Raw genomic sequence first — 19,303 nt, forward strand, 5'->3', positions numbered from 1 at the left:
AGCCCACAAATTCGGAGGTCGAATGTCGGTCGATGTAGTGCGCTGCGACGTCGCCATTGTTGGTGCGGGCCTCGCGGGAATCAATGCGTTGTTCGTCGCCAGTCGCTACCTGTCCCGCGACCAGACTGTCGTCTTGATCGACCGCAGGAAACGTTCCGGGGGCATGTGGCTCGACACGTACCCCTATGTGCGTTTGCACCAGCCGCATCGTCTGTTCACGGCAGGCAACATCAAATGGACTCTCGGCGAGGACCGCCCACATCTGGCAAACCGGAACGAAGTGCTCGGTCACTTCGAGCACTGTCTCGATGTGATCAAGCGCCGCGTACGCGTCGAGGAGTTCTTCGGGTGGACGGTGGATTCCTACGACGAGACCGATCAGATCGCACGGATAACGTGCAGATCCGACGACGCGCGACAGATGGTGATCGAGGCGGACAGGCTGATCAACGCCGACGGTTACGGAGTCGTACCGAATAGCCCACTGGCACTTTCGAGCTCTCGTGTCCGCTCCGTATCGCCGGACGACTGGGATATGCGCGGAGATGCGATGCGCTCGAGCGACGCGCCGATCTGGGTCGTCGGCGGCGGAAAAACCGGCATGGACACGGTCGACGCGCTGATCCAGGAATACCCCGGACGGAAGGTGAACCTCGTCGCCGGTTCAGGTACGTGGTTCCTGAATCGCGACCGTTGTTTTCCCACGGGAGCGCAACGATGGACGAGTGGCAGGCTCGCGACGAGTATCACCGAGGAAGTCGCCATGCGCTTCGACGGGACCAACGAGTCCGAAGTCGGCGATTGGTGGCGGACGCATTGGGGCACGTGGTCGACACCTGCGCCCGGCAGCTTCAACGGTGCCTCCATGTCCGAAGGTGAGAGTCACCGGATTGCCGCCGGACTGAGCGAGGTGGCGATGGACCACGTCGCAGATGTCCTCGATCGCGACGGCGCCACCGAAATCCTGTTCCGCAGCGGGGCCACCAGAACGATCGAACCGGGCAGCTGGATAGTGAACTGCACGGGTTATCTCTTCCGCGACAGGCCGTACGAGCCGTATGCCTCCCGCAGCGGCAGGGTGATCTCGATACAGCCGCGGTCCGCGACCTTCCCGCTCTCCTCGTGGATGGGCTTCCTCACCACTCACCTGCTGTTCGCGGACAAGATACGAGATGCCCACCTGTACGAGCTCGATCTGGTCGACCTCAGGCAGAAGTCAAAGGCAGCACTCTGGCCTGCGATGATGTCGCTCGGCCAGCACAATATGAGCCTGGTGATCGACAACGTGCCGACGAAGGCGTTGCTTGACCTCGGGTTCGACCTCGATCGGTGGTTCCCGTTGCCGCGGCGGATGGTTCAGACGGCACGGTTCATGATCGGACACCGCAGAAAGCGTGAGCACCATCGCCGCACGCTCGACACGCTGCGTGAAAGATTCGAGGTTCGGTGCGGCCCGCTACCTGGACACACCAGCTGAGCTATGGCGTCGTGCGCATGACCTGCGGGTGGATGGAGCCGATGACGGGAATCGAACCCGCGTGTGCAGCTTGGGAAGCTGCCGTTCTGCCATTGAACTACATCGGCGTGCGGAGCAAGCCCCGCGAGCGCCCACTTTAGCAGCGTCGATGGGTACTGCTCGGGCGGTGTGGTGAACCGGATAGCCTCATGTCGTGCTGCTCTCAGATCGCGATATCAGGGCCGAGATTTCTGCCGGTCGACTCGGGCTCGACCCGTTCAGGGACGACCTCGTTCAGCCGTCGAGTGTGGACGTGCGGTTGGACGGCATGTTCCGGGTTTTCAACAACACGCGCTATACCCATATCGATCCGGCGCAGCGGCAGGACGAACTCACAACGCTCGTCGAACCTGCCGAGGGTGAGCCGTTCGTGTTGCATCCGGGTGAGTTCGTGCTCGGGTCGACGTTGGAGCTGTGCACGTTCCCCGACGACCTCGCCGGTCGGCTGGAAGGTAAGTCGAGCCTCGGCCGGCTCGGTCTCCTGACGCACTCCACGGCAGGCTTCATCGACCCGGGCTTCAGCGGACACATCACGTTGGAGTTGTCGAACGTAGCTAACCTGCCGATAACGCTGTGGCCAGGTATGAAGATCGGCCAGCTGTGCTTGATCCGGCTATCGAGTCCGGCGGAGAATCCGTACGGAAGTGCGACCGTTGGTTCCAAGTATCAGGGTCAACGTGGTCCGACGCCGTCCAAGGCGTACCTCAACTTCGAAACCGGTGCTGGCAGGTAGCTGTCCAGAATGCGGGCCCGGCAGTCTGTAACGGCGTCAGAAACAAACTAGAAGTATGTAAATTCGCTGTTTGACCTACCGTAAGTGCGTACAACCACCTAGTATTCAAACCCTGACGTCCGCGGGGGGGTCGGCTGAATCCAAACATTGGACTCCCTGAGGTGGGTGCGTCGGTTATGAGTTTTCTAGGTCGAGGTGATCAAGCCGTCGATGTGGCTGCTCGAACGCAGTCGTTTCCCAATTCCGACCGCGAACGCTGGCAGGGCGAGTACGCCCGGCGTCTGCGGATCACGGACACGATGATTGTTTGCGGCGCGGTAGCTGTGGCGCAGGTCGTGCGCTTCGGCGGCATCGGCGACGAGGGCACTTTGGCCTGGGTTCGAAATACCGAGATCGGCTACGCCTCGGTCTCCGTCGCCATCGCGGCGGTCTGGCTCGCTTTCCTGTCGGTCTCCAACACCCGCTCGCCGCGAGTCATCGGCAGCGGTCCCGAGGAATACCGTCGCATTGCGTCGTCGACGCTCAAGCTGTTCGGCCTCATCGCGATCGTCTCGCTTGTCATGCGTGTTGACCTCGCCCGCGGTTACCTCGCCATCGCACTGCCCGCGGGCTTGATCGGCTTGATGCTCAGCCGACGCGGTTGGCGGCGATATGCAGTGGCCCAGCGACGTGCCGGGAACTACCTCACTTCCGTTCTCGTCGTCGGCGGTCGCGATGCGGCAAAGGCGATGACAGCATCCTTCGCCCGTGACACCACGTCGGGCTACCGAGTCGTCGGTGTCTGCACTCCGTCTCGACGCTTCGGCGACAAGCCGACCTTCGAGGTCGAGGGCCTCGAGATACCGGTCATCGACGACGCGATGTCCGTAGTCGAGGCAGTCAAACTGACCGGGGCCGACACGGTTGCAGTGGCCGCCACCGAGCGGCTCGGCGCAGACCGCATCCGGGACATGGTCTGGGAGTTGGAACCGCTCGGTGTCGACCTTGTTGTCACAGCGGGTGTCGTCGACGTAGCCGGCCAGCGCATCGAAATCCGACCTGTTGCCAATATGCCGCTCGTGCATGTCGAGAAGCCACAGTTCGACCGCGCCAAGTCGTTCGGCAAGACCGCGTTCGACTTCTGTTTCGCGCTCTGCGCGCTGATTGCCATCGCACCTGTCATGCTCGCGGCCGCGCTGGCCGTGAAAGTGACGAGCCGTGGCCCTGTGTTCTACAAGTCGGAGCGGATGGGGATCGACGGCAAGCCGTTCGAGATGATCAAGTTCCGCAGCATGTTCGTCGACGCTGACAAGCACCTCGACGCGCTGGTCGCCATGAACGAGGGCGCGGGGCTGCTGTTCAAGATGCGCGACGATCCGCGTGTCACCAAGGTAGGCAAGGTCCTGCGTCGGTTCAGTCTCGATGAGTTGCCGCAGTTCATCAACGTCCTCAAGGGCGAGATGAGCGTCGTCGGCCCGCGCCCCCCGCTACGTCGTGAAGTAGAGGAGTACGACGGCAACGTTCGCCGCAGGCTCCTCGTTCGCCCCGGGGTCACCGGTTTGTGGCAGGTCAGCGGCCGATCGGATCTGTCGTGGGACGAGAGCGTTCGCCTCGACGTCTCCTACGTCGAGAACTGGTCGATGATGCAGGACCTGCTCATCATCAAGAAGACCCTCAGCGCGGTGGCGCGATCAGACGGAGCGTACTGAAAAGTTCGCTACGCGGAGATCCTGGAGGACGACGCCCGATAAGTCGGGGGGTGGTCCTTCAGGATTCTTCGTTTGGACCCTCAGCAGTTCTCGAACAGTGCGCGCGCGTAGCCGAACGATTGGTAGACGTAGTTCCAAGCCCAGTCGATCTTCCCTAACGCCGGGCGACTCGGCACCATAAGCAACTCGCCGTCGAAACATTTGCCGATGATGTACCGCGATCGAGAAATGTGCGGCGTGAACGTCACGACGATGACGCGCGTCCAGCCCTGCTCAGCAGCAAGTCGCCGAATTTCGCGACCCTCGCCTCGCGTCGTGGCCGGATCGGGCTCGAAGCAGCTGACTTTGAAGGTGTACTCGCCGTAGCAGAGCCGCTGCATTCGTCTGGAAGAGCCGTACGGATTGGAAAACACAACCTGCGGTGCGTAGCCCTGCGATGCCAGGCGGATTGCGAGCTCCTCGCGCCCATCGTGCGCCCCGCCGAGCACCACGATCGCGTCGGCGCGTTCGGGTTCGTCGACGATCGGGTCGACGTATACGGGCCACAGGGCGACCACGAAACCCGTGACCCCGAGAACGGCGACCAACAGCGCAACGCCGAGGCGTCGGCGCAGGCGTCGAGTCGAGGTCGGAATCGTCATGCCCGGCATCGTATTGGCGTCTCCTGAGTGAATCCTGAAACAACTCGGGCAGCTACGCGCCTTGTACACCTCCTGTTGACCCGACACTTCCCTCGTCGATGCAGTCCGCTAACCGGCGCCGATTACCAATCGGGTATGCGATGCACAGTGTTCGGAACCGGATATCTGGGTGCGACCCACGCCGCGTGTATGGCCGAACTCGGCCACGACGTTCTCGGTGTGGATATCGACCCCGGCAAGGTGGCCAAACTGTCGGCGGGCGAGGTGCCGTTCTACGAACCAGGGCTCTCCGATGTCCTGAAAAGGAATCTCGACGCAGGCCGGCTGCGGTTCACGACGTCCTACGACGAGGCGGCAACGTTCGCGGATCTGCACTTCCTCGGCGTCGGTACGCCGCAGAAGAAGGGCGAATACGGCGCTGACCTGCGTCATGTGCATTCGGTTGTCGACACGCTCGTGCCATTGCTCGATCGTCCGTCGGTGATCGTCGGAAAGTCGACGGTTCCCGTCGGCACAGCCGCGGAGTTGGGCAACCGTGCTGCCACACTCGCCCGGACAGATGTAGAGGTCGTCTGGAACCCAGAATTTCTTCGTGAAGGTTTCGCTGTCGAGGACACGCTGCGGCCGGACCGCCTCGTAGTCGGGATCGATCCGAACCGTCCTGGGCGGGCGGAGGCGCTGCTGCGCGAGTTGTACGCGGACCTCATCGACAACGAGGTGCCGTTCCTGCTGACCGACCTTGCGACGGCCGAACTGGTCAAGGTCTCCGCGAATGCCTTCCTTGCGACGAAGATCTCATTTATCAACGCAGTGTCCGAGGTGTGCGAGGCCACCGGCGCCGACGTGACGCAGTTGGCCGACGCACTCGGCTACGACGCGAGGATCGGGCGCAGGTTCCTCAATGCGGGCCTCGGTTTCGGAGGTGGTTGCCTGCCGAAGGACATCAGGGCGTTTATGGCGCGGGCGGGTGAACTTGGCGCCGACCACGCGCTGACGTTCCTGCGGGAAGTCGACAACATCAATATGCGCAGGCGGACCAAGATGGTCGAGTTGGCGACGTCAGCGGTCGGTGGATCGCTGCTCGGTGCGAACGTCGCGGTTCTCGGGGCAGCGTTCAAGCCGGATTCCGACGACGTACGAGACTCTCCTGCACTCAACGTTGCGGGCATGATCCAACTGCACGGCGCGGTCGTCAGCGTTTTCGATCCGAAGGCGCTGGAAAATTCTCGACGTGTTTTCCCGACCCTCAACTATGCGACGTCGGTGGAAGAAGCGTGTGATCGAGCCGACGTCGTCCTCGTGTTGACGGAATGGGCCGAATTCGTCGCACTCCGCCCGGAAGACCTCGAGCCGGTCGTCAGGGGAAAATCGATCATCGACGGACGTAATTGCCTTCGTCCCGACGTGTGGCGATCGGCGGGTTGGACCTACCGCGGCCTGGGTCGGCCCTGAAATTAGCGCTTGGTAAGTACCCTGCCTCCGTCTACACTTCGCGAAACGCTTGCTCGATCCGTGAGCGAGACCATAGCGAGATCGCAACGTTATCTAGCTAGCTGACTCCGGCTAGGATGATCAATGGATTGGTCGGCAATCGGGGGCTCGACCGTCAGGCGTTCGCGGACCAGAAAAGGCGATTGATGAGCTCGGTTCTAGGGGTATCGGTGGGGGCGGGTGCCATTCGTATGGCACGACCCTTTTCCGACCCCTCGGTCGGGAAAGGGCGCTACGACGGCTTTGCTTTGCAAGCCGTGGATGTCGGTCGTTTGCGTGCCGAAGAACTGACTGCAGAGTCCATCGGCGTTGCGCTCGAATCAGGTGGTCCGATCGACGCAACCGGCATTGCTTACCGCAGCGAGCAGCAGGCCAAAGGCTTGCGCGCTGCTATGGCGACGCAGCGGCTCGGCAACTATCAGCTGGTGCCCGAAATCGCGGCGTCACTGGAGTTTCTTCGTTCGACCGGCGACATTCAAGGTTTCTCGACCGTCGCGGTGTACGACCTCGGTAGTTCGGGATTGTCGATCACGATCGTCGACACCGATCGCGGGGACGTTCGGTACGCGGAACGAACAAGCGAAATCAGCGGCGACTACTTCGATTCGCTGATTCGCGAGCAGCAGATCGCATCGGGTCGTACGGATGCGCCGCAGTCGCCCGTCGAGTTCGCTGCCCTCGATGTCCTGTGCAAGGACGCGAAGGAGCAGCTCTCCGAAAGCACCGCGGTTGCAATCCCGTCCAACGGTGGCCTCGTCCTGCTGACGCGTGACAATTTCGAAGCTCTCGTCACGCTCGCTGTCGAATCGTCGGCCCGCATGACGCGCGATGTCATCATGCGGTCGGATCGGCACGTGCAGGCGATCGTCGTCATTGGCGGCGGTGCTCGAATTCCACTGGTTCGTGAGGTTCTGCACCGCTGGTTGCATGTGCCCGTCATCGTGCCCGAGTCGCCGGAATCCGTATCGGCACGCGGCGCAGCGTTGTTGGCACGGCCGGTAGCCGATCGACGCGACGATCTTCCCACTGCGCCGGTGTGGCTGACTGCGCCAGCGAAGCCGGGTCGCAAGCGGGAAATCAGTGGCGCAGGTCTAGCCGCAAGCTCGTTGGCAGTAATTGCAGCCATCGGCCTCGCACTCGGCTACGGCAGTCAGATGCTCGAACCAGGATCCAACGACGGCGGTCCGACAACGACGTTACCGACGACGCCTCCTCGCACCACCACACTCGAGCCGTCCAACGCGGTCGCGCCGATCGCTACGACCCTTCCGCCGACGACCACGACGACCGTCGAAGCACCACCGGTGTTCCAGCAGGAGGAAGGCCCACCGCCGCCACCTCCGCCGCCGCCACCGCCGTCGATCGAGATTCCGGGGTTGCCGCCGATCCTGATTCCGACGTTGCCGCCGCCACCGCCGTTCCAGATGCCGCAGATACCGCCGCTGCCGTTCCCGATTCCTTAGGCCGCTCCGCGGCTCGTGAGTCCTTTCGGTGGTCGGGCCCTCCGAAAAGACTCACGAGCGGCGTAGCCGCCTACTTCGAATGTCGACCTGATCCCGGCTTGGACTTCGGGATTGTCGTCTTTGGAATCGATGCTGTTCCAGCCATCGCCGGACCCGTCCTTCTGGCCAGTGGCCGCGCCAGCAGCACAGCGATGCCCGTCGTAAGCGGGACCGACAACGACAACGCGACGCCACCGACCGCCGAGCGGGCGATTTCGATCGCAACGGCATCACCGGTGAGCACGTCCTGGATCGAGCGACCGGCGACGCTGAACAACAGCAGCAGCGGCAACGCACCGCCGGCGTAGGCGAGAACGAGTGTGTAGACGGTGCTGGCGATGTGATCGCGGCCGACCCGCATCGCCGAGGTGAAGATGTCCCGACGCGACGCACCCTCGTCGAGCGCAGCCAACTCGAAAACAGCGGACGCCTGCGTGATCGTCACGTCGTTGAGCACACCGAGCGACCCGATGATGAAGCCCGCGAGCAGAAGTCCCGTGATGCTGACGTGTTGCAGATACACCTGAACGTTGGTGTTCTGCTCCTCGGACAGTCCGGTCAACTGAGTGACCTCGATGGCGAGATAGGAGAGCACCGCCGCAAGGACCATCGACGCCAACGTTCCGAGCAACGCGGAACTGGTCCGCAGATTGAGCCCGTGCGCCAAGTAGAGGACCGCGTAGAGAATCAGCGCTCCCGCGACGAGAGCGACGGGTATGGCGGGTTTGCCGTCCAGCAACGCAGGCAGCAGGAAGATCACGAGTACGGCGAACGCGAATATCAGTCCGACGACGGCCCGTAAGCCACGCCAACGCGCGACCGCAACGACGACGATCACGAAGACCAGCGCGATGATGGTCAGCGGGAAACCTCGTGCAAAGTCGTTGAAGCCGTACATCACCGAGCCCGACAGTGGGTCGATGCTTCGGACGAGCCGGATCTTGTCGCCGACGCTGAGGTCGGGCTGTCCGGGTCCGAGGACGAACGCGTCCATGCGGTTCGGGTCGCCCTGAACCTCGAGGAGTGTGTTGGTGCCGGAGTTCGGTCCGGAGTCGATGCTGACGACCGTGAGCTGACATTTCAGCGGCGAGTCCGCAGCGGGGGCCGGATCGCCCGCGAAGACCTGGCCCATCGAGGCGCTGCCGCACGGACCGATCTTCTGTTCTGTGACGGTGCCGGCCTCGGTTTCGAACGCGGTGCCGCCTGCGGTCTGGAAGGGGAGCGGTATGTCGACGTTCTGCTTGCTCGGCCATAGGACGACGGCGCCGACTACGACGGCGACTCCGATGGCGACGAGCAGGCCGATGACGATCTTCCTGGCGGTGTCGCCGATCGCCAGCGGACCGCTGTCGTGACTGTGGCCGTGGCCGTGTCCGCTCATCGACGGAACTCGGCTCGTATGTCTGCATGCACCGTGCAAGCGTAGTGAACGAAAACCACCGCCAGGCTGAGCCGTGGCGGTGGTGTCGTAAACGAAAGTTTAGGGGGTGGCGGAGAGCAGGGGGGGATGTCCCCGCCACCCGGTCCGGGCGGCCCAGGGGGGGTGGGCGGCCAGAACCGGCACCCATGGTGCCGTGCTCCAATGTACAGGATCGACGACCGGTTTTGCTGCGTGGGTTTGATTACGCGGCGAGTCCGAGCGCGTTTCCGGGTTTCTGTCTCGCAAACAGCTCGTCCAGTCCGTTTCGGACGCCGTTCACTGCGAGTAACTCGCCAAAAAGTTGCCGAAACGCTCGATGGCCACAGCGAGGTCGCGAGCCCACGGCAGCGTCACGATTCGCAAGTGGTCGTGGGCAGGCCAGTTAAATCCGGTGCCCTGGACCACCAGGATCTTTTCCTGCAGCAGCAGATCCTGCACGAGCTTCTCGTCGTTGTGGATCTCGTGCACCTCGGGGTCCAACCGCGGGAAGGCATACAGCGCGCCCTTCGGCTTCACACATGACACACCAGGAATCGAGTTGAGTTTCTCCCACGCGACATCACGCTGCTCCAGCAGCCGACCGCCGGGCAGGATCAGGTCTTCGATGCTCTGGTGGCCGCCGAGGGCAACCTGGATCGCATGTTGGGCAGGCACATTCGGGCACAGCCGCGACGACGCCAACAGGTCGATGCCCTCGAGGAAACCGGCCGCATGCTCCTTGGGTCCGGTGATGGCGAGCCAACCAGATCGGTAGCCGGCGACGCGGTATGCCTTCGACAACCCGTTGTAGGTGAGGCACAGCAGATCCGGCGCGAGTGTCGCGAGCGAGATGTGCTTGGAATCGTCGTAGAGAATCTTGTCGTAGATCTCGTCGGCCAGCAGCAGCAGCTGGTGCCGGCGAGCGATGTCGACGAGCTGAGTGAGCACCTCGGCCGAGTAGACCGCACCGGTCGGGTTGTTCGGGTTGATCACAAGCAACGCTTTGGTTTTCGGGGTGATCTTCGATTCGAGATCGGCGATGTCGGGCTGCCAGCCGTTGGTCTCGTCACAGAGGTAGTGAACGGGTGTGCCGCCGGCGAGGCTCGTCATCGCGGTCCACAGCGGATAGTCGGGCGCCGGAATCAGAATCTCGTCGCCGTTGTCCAGCAATGCCTGCATGGTGATCGTGATCAGTTCCGAGACGCCGTTGCCGAGATAGACGGAGTCGACGTCGATTTCTGGGAAACCGGGGACCAGCTCGTAGCGAGTGACGATGGAACGACGAGCCGAGAGAATGCCCTTCGACTCCGAGTAGCCCTGCGCGTAGGGGAGCGCGGCGATGATGTCGCGCATGATCACGTCGGGCGCATCGAAACCGAACGGTGCCGGGTTGCCGATGTTGAGTTTGAGGATGCGGTGCCCTTCCGCCTCCAAACGTGCTGCGTGAGCGTGCACAGGACCACGAATCTCGTACACGACGTTCTGCAGCTTGGTCGACTGCTCGAGAACTCGCGGTGGATGATGATGATGGTGATGGCTAGGTGTGCTCACGCGACCTATCGTGCCATTGGTTGTCCACTTGTTTTAGTTCGATAGGGCTACAAAAGGACTATCGTCCTGTATCGGTCGGCCCAATTCACCTCAGCCCGGGTACGGAGAACCTGCGCCCGAGCCCCGTTCTGGCAGGTGCACCGTGAGTACTACCGAGTCCACTCGCATTCCCCGTCCCGCGCCCGTCGACATGGTGCACCACGCACATCTCAGCGGCATCTTCGCCCCGCAGCGCGAGGAAGTTGACGTGCGTGGCCTCGACGTCATCGGCGAGATCCCGAAGGATCTGCACGGCGCCTACCTCCGCAACGGACCGAATCCGCGCTTCGATCCGATCGGTTCATACATCTATCCGCTCGATGGTGACGGCATGATCCATCGCGTCGAGTTGGTCGACGGCACAGCGCGCTACACCAATCGGTTCGTCCGGACCAGGCAGATGATCCAGGAGGAGAAAGCGGGCCACGCCATCTGGGCGGGTGTGACCGACCTATATCGACCCGGTCCCGACGAGGCAGGCGAGTTGGCGTGGACCTCGAAGGATCTGCCGGATATCAACGTCGTCCGCCACGGTGGCAGGCTCCTCGCGATGGCCGAGACGGATCAACCGTACCGACTCGATCCGACGACGCTGGCCACCCTCGGCCGCGAAAGTTGTGACGGGGCAATGGCAGTCGGTAGTACGGCGCATCCGAAGGTCGATCCGGACACCGGCGAAATGGTGTTGTTCAACTACATGTTCGATGCCCCCTACCTGACCTGGTCGGTCGTCGGGCCCGATGGCACGGCGTTGCGGTCGCCGACACCGGTCGACGGCGTCGACAAGTCCCTGATGATTCACGACATGACGCTCACCAAGCGTTACATCGTGCTTCTGTTGTGCCCCTTGGTGTTCGACATCGCAGCGGCGATGACCGGTGGTTCGGTGCTCGATTGGCGACCACAGCTCGGCACGCGGATCGCACTCATCCCACGTGACGGCGGCGCGGTGCGATGGGCAAGCGACGACGCATTCTGGGTGTGGCACTTCGCAAACGGGTTCGACCTACCCGATGGGAAGGTCTGCATCGACTACGCACAGTGGTCCTATCCCAGCGGCTTCGCCGATACCGGCACCCCCTGCGACGGCGGTTTGGTCCGTGCGGTGATCGATCCCGAAACCGGCCACGTGACGCGGACCGTCGTGTCCGATCGCGATGTCGAGTTTCCGCGGGTCGACGACCGCCTCCTCACCGAGGACCACGGCACCATCGCAACCCTCGGCAAGACCGGCGTCCGCGACGGCGCGATGAATGCCGTTTACTTCTTCGACATGACGAGAAGCGCGGAGACACAGTGGAGTCCGGGAGACGCCATTGCCATCGGCGAACCGATCTTCATGCCTGGTGCCGAAGCAAACTACTGGGGCACTATCGGCACCGATAAGACGGACCTGTCGTCCTGGTTCTACATCTTGCCCGCATCGGATCCGAGTTCGGGCCCGCTCGCGAAGGTGCGCTTGCCTATTCGCGTCCCGTCCGGTCTGCACGGCGCGTGGCTACCCGCATGATCCGTTGGTTGCCCGCGATCGGCGCGGTCGCTGTGTTGCTGCTGACCGGTTGCGGGAACTCGGACTCCGGCGATTCCGAACCATCTGTCGACGCGGACGTCGCTGCGATAACCGAGGCGTTGAACGCGTGGCCGGAGGCTTTCAATGCTAGGGATGTGGCCGCCGTCTGTGATCTGTTCGCTCCGGATGTAAGCGTCATCTATCCCGACAGCGCCGACCGCGACTACGACGCGTTCTGCACACAGATGCAAGGTGTCCTCGGGAATCAGGAGCGGGTCTTCACCTACGGACCGCCGGACATCCGCGAAGTACTTGTCGACGGAGACCTTGCGACGGTGCAGTTGATCTGGACCCTCACCGTGCGCGACACCGCAGGGGCAGTGCTCGAGACGGTCGAAGAAAACGGTTTGGACGTATTCCGACGCCAGGATGACGGTCGCTGGAAAATTCACGTTTCGCACGCGTATCCGCTCTGAATCATCGTCGAGTTCGCGCCTAGGCTGTGCGGATGGTTCGCACAGTCCCGTACGGCTCTTGGCCCTCACCCATCACCGCTGCCGACGTCGCGGCAGGCGGTCATCCTGTCGAATCGGGGCGCTTCGTCGGGGACGGCGTGTACTGGTCGGAAATGCGCCCGGCCGAGGGCGGACGGTCAGCGATACGCACCGGACCAGCCGAGGACCCCACCGACGTCTTGCCCGCGCCGTGGAACGCACGGACCCGGGTCCACGAGTACGGCGGTGGCGCGTGGACGGTGGCAGCGGACGGAACCGTCGTGTTCGTCGAGTTCAGCGATCAAAGGGTGTACGCGCTGGGTGGTCCGTTCGGGTCGTCCAGATCGCCGCGGCCGCTGACACCGCGACCCGACGTGGCGAGCGGGATCCGCTACGGCGACTTGCACGTACACGGAAACAAGGTGTGGTGTGTCCGCGAAACACACGGCAAGCGCATCGTGCGCGACATCTGTGTTGTTCCACTCGACGGTTCGGGTCGCGCCGATCCGAGCAGAATAACGGCGGTGGTGGGTGGATCCGACTTCATCGCCTTCCCGCGGTTGTCGCCGAACGGATCGCGGATTGCGTGGATCGCCTGGGATCATCCGCAAATGCCATGGGATGGAACAGAATTACGCTGCGGAACGCTCGACGCGGACGGTCGTTGCACCGATTGGCGCACCGTCGCGGGAGGGGTCGAGGAGTCGATCCTGCAGCCGGAATGGGTGTCGGACGACGAACTGTTCTTCCTCAGTGACCGTTCCGGATTCTGGAATCTTCATCGCAGCAACGCTTTCGAGGGCTCGGCGACCGCAGTGGCGACCGTGGAGCGCGACACCGGTGGCCCCCTCTGGCGGCTCGGCGCTCATTGGTACAGCCTTCTCGACAACGGAAAGTGTTTGACAGTAGATACTTTCGGCACCGATACGCTGTCCGTCCGAGACGTCGACACAGGGGAGTCCGACACCTTCGACCTCGGTGACATCTCGGTACTGGAACTGGTCGACACGGTCGGCGACAAGGCGCTCCTGCGTTGCGGCGGAGCGCGAACACCGACCGGGTTACGCATTCTGGACCTCACCTCTCGCGAGCTGAGCGACGTCCGCATGTCGGCAGAGCAGCTCCCCGATACGGCGTATCTTCCAGCAGCCCAGCAGATTACGTTCAACGGACCGAATCGTGACGTCCATACGGTCGTCTATCCGCCGACCAACCCCGACTTCGCGGGACCCGATGGCGAGTTGCCGCCGTACGTCGCGTTCGTGCACGGCGGCCCGACCGCTCACGTCGTCCCGGCGATCAACCTCGTGTACGCGTACTTCACCAGCCGCGGCATCGGAATTGTCGACGTGAACTACGGCGGCTCGACGGGTTACGGTCGCGAGTACCGCAATCGGCTGCGCGGGCAATGGGGTGTCGTCGATGTCGAGGACACGATCGCCGCGGTCCGCGGTCTTGTCGACGCGGGTCTCGCAGATCCTGCTCGGTTGGCGATCGAGGGCGGGTCGGCAGGTGGCTGGACGGTGTTGTCGGCGCTGACGGGCAGCGATGTTTTCGCCTGTGGTGCTTCGTATTACGGTGTCGCAGAGTTGGAGCGGTTCGCCGCCGAGACCCACGACTTCGAGTCTCGTTACCTCGACGGACTGATCGGCCCGTTGCCGCAAGCCGTCGAGCTCTACCGCACCCGCGCGCCCGTCAACAACGTCCACAAGCTGAGTTGCCCGGTGCTGTTACTGCAGGGGCTGTCCGACCCGATCGTTCCGCCATCGCAGGCCGAACGCTTTCGTGATGCGATGGTGCGCAAAGGCATTCCGCACGCCTATCTCGCCTACCCTGGCGAAGCCCACGGCCTGCGAAAGTTGGCCAACCAGATCAGTTCCCGTGAAGCGGAGTTGTCGTTCTACGGCCAGGTCCTCGGTTTCGAGACGCCCGGTATCCCGCCGCTGAAGCTGTGGGTGCCACCGGAGGTCTAGACAGCTGTGCGCGGTTGAAGGGTTCATAGACCCCTCAACCGCGCACAATCTGCATCAGCTCTTGCGGCCGGGTGCCTTTGCGCCCGGACGGAATCCGAGGCCACCCGGCTTTGCTGCCGGAGGTGGCGCAGAGTTGCCGTTGGAGGGCTTTGCGGTCTCGGTGGCTGCAACCTCGGCTTCGGTAGCCGTCTCCGGCTCGGTCGCTGTGCCTTCGTTCGGAGCCGAGGCTTCGACCGCGGCTGGTTCCGGCTCGGCCGCAACGGGTTCGGGCGCCGCCGGTGCCTTCTCCTCGGCGACAGCCTCAGGTTCGGGCGCAGGTGTGGCGGCCGGTGCGCCAGCTCTGGCGCCCGGCTTCTTGAAGCCCGACTTGACGGCGAGACCCTTCGGCTTGACGGTCGGCATCGACTCGGCCGCGGGTGCTGCGGCTTCAGTCGGTGCTGCTTCGGTCGACGCTGCTTCGGCCGGGGCCGATTCGGCTACTGCTGCAGCGGGTTCGGGCTGTGCGGCTGGTGCCGCCGGTGCCTCGGCAGCGGGAGCCGGTGCAGCAGCTTTCGCGCCCGGCTTCTTGAAACCGGACTTGACCGCCAGACCCTTCGGCTTGACCGTCGGCATCGACTCGGCTGCAGGCGCTTCCGCTGCTGCCGTTGGGGCGTCGGCGGGTGCAGCGCTTGCCTCAGGCTCGGGTGCAGCAGGAGTAGCAGCCGGAGCCTTCGCACCGGGTGCCTTGGCTGCGCCCTTCATCTGCAGACCCTTGCCGGGAGCCTTTGCGCCAGTGGCGAGTCCGAGACCCTTGGGCTTTGGAGCTTCGGCCGCGGCCTCGGCTTCGGCTGGTGCCTCCGGTGCCGCTGCCGCGGGCTTGCCCGGCGCCTTCGCTCCCGGCGCCTTCGCTCCCGGTGCTTTCGCGCCCGGCGCCTTGGCGAGCCCCTTCATCGCGAGGCCCTTCGGCTTCGGCGCCTCGGTGCTGTCGCTGTCGGCCGGTTCCGCTGCTGCGGCAGGCTTGCCGGGTGCCTTTGCTCCCGGTGCTTTCGCGCCTGGTGCTTTGGCGAGCCCCTTCATCGCGAGGCCCTTGGCCGGTGCCGAGGTGATCGGGGTCGGCGCGGGGATCGCCTCCTCGACCTCTTCGACGCGTTCGGCTTCCTTGACCGCGGCTGTCGCCTCTGCGGCTTTCGGTCCACCGGCTGCGGCGACTTTCTCCCGTGGCACGACCTTGATGTTCTCGCCGAGTTCGGCAGCGTCGAGTCGCTTGATCGAGCCGAGCATCAGCTGCGCCACGTCGACGACCTCGACGCCGACACCCTTGCCCTCTTCCTGCCTGGCCGTGACGCCGTCCGTCAACATCACGCGGCAGAACGGGCAACCCGTTGCAATCTTGGACGGTGCGGTGCTGAGGGCTTCGTCGACGCGGTCGACGTTGATCCGCTTACCGATCTTCTCTTCCATCCACATGCGAGCACCGCCTGCGCCACAGCACATCGACCGCTCGCCGTGCCGTGGCATTTCCCGCAGATTCGAGCCCGCCGCAGCCATCAGTTCGCGTGGTGCGTCGTAGACCTTGTTGTGTCGGCCCAGGTAGCAGGGGTCGTGGTAGGTGACGTCGTCGCCGACGGGGGAGACAGGGATGAGCTTCTTGGCCCTGACGAGCCTGTTCAACAGCTGCGTGTGGTGCACGACCTCGTACGCGCCGCCGACCTCCGGGTACTCGTTGCCGAGAGCGTTGAAGCAGTGCGCGCAGGTGACGACGATCTTGCGCTTGTGGGCTTCGACCCCTTCGAAAACGGTGTTGAGCAGTTCGACGTTCTGTGTTGCGAGCTGCTGGAACAAAAATTCGTTGCCGGCGCGGCGTGCGGAGTCGCCGGTGCAGGTCTCTTCGGCGCCGAGCACCATAAATTTGACGCCTGCAGTCGCAAGCAATTCGGCGACGGCTTTGGTCGTCTTCTTCGCACGGTCCTCGTAGGCGCCCGCGCAACCGACCCAGAACAGGTATTCGAAGTCTTCGAAGCTGTCCGCATCCTGGCCGTAGACCGGAATGTCGAAGTCCATCTCGTTGATCCAGTTGAGCCGGTCCTTGGAGTTCTGACCCCAGGGGTTGCCCTTGTTCTCGAGATTCTTGAACAGACCGGCGAGCTCGGACGGGAACTCCGATTCGATGAGCACCTGGTAGCGACGCATGTCGATGATGTGGTCGACGTGCTCGATGTCGACCGGGCACTGCTCGACGCACGCGCCGCAGGTGGTGCAGCTCCACAGGACTTCGGGATCGATGATGCCGAGTACATCGGCGTCACCGACGAGCGGGCGATCGGCTTCTGCGCGAGCAGCTTCGGAGATTTTCGCCAGCGCAGCCTCGTCGGGCTTGCCGTCGCTGTCGACCAGGCCGACCTCGTCGCCACCCATGTCCTTGCGGCCACCGGCGAGTAGATAGGGAGCCTTGGCGTAACCGTGGTCGCGCAGCGACATGATCAGCAGCTTCGGACTCAGCGGCTTACCGGTGTTCCATGCAGGGCACTGCGACTGGCAGCGACCACATTCGGTACACGTGGTGAAGTCGAGCCAGCCTTTCCAGCTGAAGTCTTCGACCTTGCCCGCACCGAACGCGTCGACGTCGGGGTCGGCGTCCTCCATGTTCAGGATCTTGCCGCCGGACATCATCGGCTTTGCAGCACCGAGTGCGACGCCGCCGTCGGCTTCACGCTTGAAGTAGATGTTGGGGAACGCCGAGAAGCGGTGCCAGGCAACGCCCCACGTGATGTTGCGGCCGACCATGTAGAGCCAGACCATGCCGGACATCAGTTTGATGAATGCGAAGACCGACACCATCTCGACGCTTTCGGGAAGCAGCTTCGCGACGTTGAGTGTGAAGAAGTCGGTCCACGGGTTCGAGTGGCCGTAGGTGGCGATCTTGCCGGCCTTCACGAAGATCATGCCGAGACCCTCGATGAGCACAACCCACTCGACGAAGTAGGCGGCACCGAACTTGGATCCGCTGAAACGTGAGAGCCGCTCGGGCAACCGCGGGTGGTTCAACTGACGGATGATGATCAACGTCAGGATGCCGACGACGGTGCCGATGCCCAAGAGCTCGTCCATCAGGTGGTAGATCGCCCAGTTGCCGACGATCGGCCAGTGGAACGCCGGATTGAACGTCTGGCCGTATGCCTCGAACCAGAACACCGCGCCGGCCATGAAGCCGATCATCACCAGCCAGTGGGCCCAGCCGACCGTACGGAACTTGACCATTCTGGTGTGCGCGAGGAACTCGACGACCATCTGCCGAAAGCGTGGGATGAACGGACGCCAGCGGTCCGGCGCGGGTTGTCCGATCGTGATCGTGCGGAACTGCGTCCACGCACCGCTCAGGAAGGACGCCCAGCACAAAAGACTGAGAACAGCACCAGTCGTGCCCAACGTGATCGTGAGGGCATTCATGTCGCGACCTTTCTCTCGGTGCTGCTCAGCAACACCCTGGTTCTGCCGATCATCGTACAACCGTATGTTACTCGCCGGTAACTTGCGAGGTTTACCTCGCGATAACCAATTACCCTGTCGTTATTCGTACAGTTGCGGTTTGGAGCACGACGCGCCGACGAACAATTTCCATGCTCGATCGAAATACACGCTATGCGGTGCGAAAACGCTGGTTCAGCAAAGGTCAGGCTTAGTCGAAAATGGAAACTGTTGCCGAGATAGCGATTCGGTCACGGTTCGGCTACGCTCTCATCGACCTGTCCGCTGTGTCCTCCCTCACTTAAAGCTCGGGGTGGGCTAAGAATCCTATTGGGGCACGAGATCAAGAGGTCTCTAGTGCTTGAGGATGGACCCAGCGGTCACCGAAGTTAGAGAGTAGGAACAGAATGAAGCTGCGCAAGATCGCCGGGACAGCGGTGTTCGTCATTGCCGCAATGGGCCTTGCCTCGGGGACGTCGTATGCCGACCCCGCATCGGAGCCAGCTCCGAGCAACATCACGTACGAAACCAAGCTGGTCGACAAGGCAGTCGTAACGACTCTCGACGCCGGTGTCTTCAAGGTCGCTAGCGACTCGAAGACGGTCACCGTCAACGACATGAATGGCAATGCCGTTGTGACGTTGCCGCTGGCGGTCAATCTCGACCAGATCGCCATCCCCCTCAACGCTGCGGTCAAGAACGATGGCAAGGTCCTCGAACTGACTCCGGCAGCACCGATCGCATCGACGAAGCCGCTGTTCGTTCAGCCGGTCGCGTCTCCGATCGAAAACCAGCGTGCGATGGAAACCTTCGCGACGCAGTTCGGTATTGCAACTGCAATCGGTGGATTTGTCGGAACTGCCGGCGGCGCAATCATCGGCGGCATCCTCGGCGGCATCGCAGGTTGCGCAACGATTCTGCTGTGCCTCCCAGGCATTGCGACGGGTGCAGGCGTCGGCGCAGTCATCGGCACGATCATCGTCGGAGGCCCCGCGCTGGTGGTTGCGGGTATCGATCTGATCGGCACTCTTACTGCTCCTCCCGGCACGACCAAGTGGAACTACGTCGAGCCTGGCGTCGGCGGCACGAGGTAGTACGCAGCGTTCTTCCAGCCCGAACGCAAAGAACCCGTCACGGTGTGGCGGGTTCTTTGCGTTCGAGGGGCGGGGTACATGGTTTCGAACTCCAACAGCGTGCAGCCAATCGGGTCGGTGTGCGTCCAGTTGTGTGCACCCTGACCCAAATTGCCGCACCCTGACGCATCATCTAACTCGACCCGAGCTTGTTGACAGCTCGTGCCGGCGTCCCGACGCCTCGCTCCC

At 63.1% G+C, this 19,303-nt stretch carries 13 protein-coding genes and 1 tRNA gene; 9 read left to right on the top strand and 5 right to left on the bottom strand.

The window, feature by feature from the left end; translation table 11 throughout:
- Positions 1-22 precede the first annotated feature (22 nt).
- Entirely contained in the window at positions 23-1,477 is a 1,455-nt protein-coding gene (locus JGU71_RS11255; protein WP_199704213.1) for an FAD-dependent oxidoreductase, read from the top strand.
- Between the two features lie 33 nt (positions 1,478-1,510).
- Here the strand turns inward: JGU71_RS11255 and JGU71_RS11260 are convergent.
- A tRNA-Gly gene (locus JGU71_RS11260) sits at positions 1,511-1,584 on the bottom strand.
- Between the two features lie 86 nt (positions 1,585-1,670).
- On the opposite strand from JGU71_RS11260, the gene dcd reads away from it, so the two are divergent.
- Together dcd and JGU71_RS11270 are read left to right on the top strand one after the other, a co-directional pair.
- Positions 1,671-2,249 carry a dCTP deaminase gene (gene dcd / locus JGU71_RS11265; RefSeq protein ID WP_199704214.1) on the top strand — a complete coding sequence of 193 codons (579 nt, stop codon included), beginning with the start codon at positions 1,671-1,673 and terminating at the stop codon, positions 2,247-2,249.
- Positions 2,250-2,425: 176 nt separating this feature from the next.
- A complete protein-coding gene (locus JGU71_RS11270) occupies positions 2,426-3,937 on the top strand; it encodes a sugar transferase (RefSeq protein WP_199704215.1) in 1,512 nt (503 codons plus the stop codon).
- An 80-nt stretch (positions 3,938-4,017) separates the two neighbouring features.
- On the opposite strand, the gene JGU71_RS11275 is transcribed toward JGU71_RS11270, so the two are convergent.
- Positions 4,018-4,578, bottom strand: coding sequence for a YdcF family protein (locus JGU71_RS11275; RefSeq protein WP_199704216.1), 561 nt, complete (start codon positions 4,576-4,578; stop codon positions 4,018-4,020).
- 135 nt (positions 4,579-4,713) lie between these two features.
- On the opposite strand from JGU71_RS11275, the gene JGU71_RS11280 reads away from it, so the two are divergent.
- Positions 4,714-6,030 carry a UDP-glucose dehydrogenase family protein gene (locus tag JGU71_RS11280; RefSeq protein ID WP_199704217.1) on the top strand — a complete coding sequence of 439 codons (1,317 nt, stop codon included), beginning with the start codon at positions 4,714-4,716 and terminating at the stop codon, positions 6,028-6,030.
- A 185-nt stretch (positions 6,031-6,215) separates the two neighbouring features.
- Positions 6,216-7,532: a DUF7159 family protein gene (locus JGU71_RS11285; RefSeq protein ID WP_199704218.1), complete on the top strand. Its 1,317-nt coding sequence runs from the start codon at positions 6,216-6,218 to the stop codon at positions 7,530-7,532.
- A 70-nt stretch (positions 7,533-7,602) separates the two neighbouring features.
- Here the strand turns inward: JGU71_RS11285 and JGU71_RS11290 are convergent, their stop codons facing one another.
- Together JGU71_RS11290 and JGU71_RS11295 are read right to left on the bottom strand one after the other, a co-directional pair.
- On the bottom strand, positions 7,603-8,952 hold the full coding sequence (locus JGU71_RS11290; protein WP_199704219.1) for a YibE/F family protein: 1,350 nt from the start codon (positions 8,950-8,952) through the stop codon (positions 7,603-7,605).
- A 315-nt stretch (positions 8,953-9,267) separates the two neighbouring features.
- Positions 9,268-10,530 carry a pyridoxal phosphate-dependent aminotransferase gene (locus JGU71_RS11295; protein ID WP_199704560.1) on the bottom strand — a complete coding sequence of 421 codons (1,263 nt, stop codon included), beginning with the start codon at positions 10,528-10,530 and terminating at the stop codon, positions 9,268-9,270.
- 181 nt (positions 10,531-10,711) lie between these two features.
- Here JGU71_RS11295 and JGU71_RS11300 point away from each other — a divergent pair, with 181 nt between their 5' ends.
- From JGU71_RS11300 to JGU71_RS11310, 3 genes are read left to right on the top strand one after another with little or no spacing between them, the layout of a single operon-like run.
- Complete coding sequence (locus JGU71_RS11300; RefSeq protein WP_199704561.1) at positions 10,712-12,070, top strand: carotenoid oxygenase family protein; 1,359 nt, start codon at positions 10,712-10,714, stop codon at positions 12,068-12,070.
- Positions 12,067-12,546 (top strand): YybH family protein, encoded by a 480-nt coding sequence (locus JGU71_RS11305; RefSeq protein WP_199704220.1) that lies wholly within the window; start codon positions 12,067-12,069, stop codon positions 12,544-12,546. The genes JGU71_RS11300 and JGU71_RS11305 overlap by 4 nt, the downstream gene beginning before the upstream one ends.
- 32 nt (positions 12,547-12,578) lie before the next feature.
- The gene (locus JGU71_RS11310; protein ID WP_199704221.1) at positions 12,579-14,537 is read left to right on the top strand and encodes a prolyl oligopeptidase family serine peptidase; all 1,959 of its coding nucleotides are present in this window, start codon (positions 12,579-12,581) and stop codon (positions 14,535-14,537) included.
- A 54-nt stretch (positions 14,538-14,591) separates the two neighbouring features.
- Here the strand turns inward: JGU71_RS11310 and JGU71_RS11315 are convergent, their stop codons facing one another.
- Positions 14,592-17,963, bottom strand: a complete 3,372-nt coding sequence (locus JGU71_RS11315; RefSeq protein WP_199704222.1) for a (Fe-S)-binding protein — start codon at positions 17,961-17,963, stop codon at positions 14,592-14,594.
- 425 nt (positions 17,964-18,388) lie between these two features.
- Between JGU71_RS11315 and JGU71_RS11320 the strand changes: the two genes are divergently transcribed.
- Positions 18,389-19,075, top strand: coding sequence for a DUF8020 domain-containing protein (locus JGU71_RS11320; RefSeq protein WP_199704223.1), 687 nt, complete (start codon positions 18,389-18,391; stop codon positions 19,073-19,075).
- The last annotated feature ends 228 nt before the right edge of the window (positions 19,076-19,303 follow it).

The organism is Antrihabitans stalagmiti, assembly GCF_016482825.1.
In the GTDB taxonomy this organism is placed as follows: Bacteria; Actinomycetota; Actinomycetes; order Mycobacteriales; family Mycobacteriaceae; genus Antrihabitans; species Antrihabitans stalagmiti.

Coding starts and splice junctions, on each gene's coding strand:
- JGU71_RS11255 (WP_199704213.1), top strand. CDS start 23: ATGTCGGTCGATGTAGTGCGCTGCGACGTCGCCATTGTTGGTGCGGGC.
- JGU71_RS11270 (WP_199704215.1), top strand. CDS start 2,426: ATGAGTTTTCTAGGTCGAGGTGATCAAGCCGTCGATGTGGCTGCTCGA.
- JGU71_RS11275 (WP_199704216.1), bottom strand. CDS start 4,578: ATGACGATTCCGACCTCGACTCGACGCCTGCGCCGACGCCTCGGCGTT.
- JGU71_RS11280 (WP_199704217.1), top strand. CDS start 4,714: ATGCGATGCACAGTGTTCGGAACCGGATATCTGGGTGCGACCCACGCC.
- JGU71_RS11285 (WP_199704218.1), top strand. CDS start 6,216: ATGAGCTCGGTTCTAGGGGTATCGGTGGGGGCGGGTGCCATTCGTATG.
- JGU71_RS11290 (WP_199704219.1), bottom strand. CDS start 8,952: ATGAGCGGACACGGCCACGGCCACAGTCACGACAGCGGTCCGCTGGCG.
- JGU71_RS11300 (WP_199704561.1), top strand. CDS start 10,712: ATGGTGCACCACGCACATCTCAGCGGCATCTTCGCCCCGCAGCGCGAG.
- JGU71_RS11305 (WP_199704220.1), top strand. CDS start 12,067: ATGATCCGTTGGTTGCCCGCGATCGGCGCGGTCGCTGTGTTGCTGCTG.
- JGU71_RS11310 (WP_199704221.1), top strand. CDS start 12,579: ATGGTTCGCACAGTCCCGTACGGCTCTTGGCCCTCACCCATCACCGCT.
- JGU71_RS11315 (WP_199704222.1), bottom strand. CDS start 17,963: ATGAATGCCCTCACGATCACGTTGGGCACGACTGGTGCTGTTCTCAGT.
- JGU71_RS11320 (WP_199704223.1), top strand. CDS start 18,389: ATGAAGCTGCGCAAGATCGCCGGGACAGCGGTGTTCGTCATTGCCGCA.